The sequence below is a fragment of the Microbispora sp. H10830 genome (assembly GCF_014161375.1).
GTDB lineage: Bacteria > Actinomycetota > Actinomycetes > Streptosporangiales > Streptosporangiaceae > Microbispora > Microbispora catharanthi.
Window position 1 is genome coordinate 1 of record NZ_JABBWX010000066.1, and the last position, 552, is coordinate 552.

A 552-nucleotide genomic window follows, 5' to 3' on the forward strand; every position below is an offset into this window, starting at 1 on the left:
GTCGCCCACACCGACGCCAACGCCATCAGCGCCCCGACCGACAGATCGATACCACCACCGATGATCACGAACGTCATCCCGACCGTGATCACCCCGATCGTCGAGGCCAGCGCCAGGATGCTCACCAAATTGGAGGACGTCGCGAAGTTCTCCGGCCTGGTCACCAGGCCCACGATCGCCAGCAGCACCAGCGCCGCGACCAACCCCAGATGCCGGACCTCACCCAGCCGGCCGAACCGCCCGCCCGGGCCCGCCGCCTTCACGCGCGGACCGGCCGGCGCGGCCTGATCGACCTCAGTCATCGAACGCTCCTTCAGAGGGGGGATTAGCTACACCGGACCCGGAATCGGACACAGACCCGGAATCAGACACCGAATCGGACGCGGACGCGGAATCGGATGCGGGCGCGGGCGCGGGTGTCTCCTGCGCGGAGACCATCACCAGATCGAGCACCCGGTGCTCGTCCAGGTCCTCGGCCGGCGCCTCGTGGACGATCCGGCCCTCACGCACGACCAGCACCCGGTCGGCCAGACCCAGCACCTCGGGCACCTC

Annotated in this window: 2 pseudogenes; both read right to left on the reverse strand. The window is 69.2% G+C overall.

Annotated features, from left to right (window positions below):
• Nucleotides 1-302: pseudogene (locus tag HHX35_RS42425) on the reverse strand (ABC transporter permease); the annotation flags it as partial.
• Nucleotides 295-552: pseudogene (locus HHX35_RS42430) on the reverse strand (hypothetical protein); the annotation flags it as partial. The pseudogenes HHX35_RS42430 and HHX35_RS42425, both read right to left, overlap by 8 nt.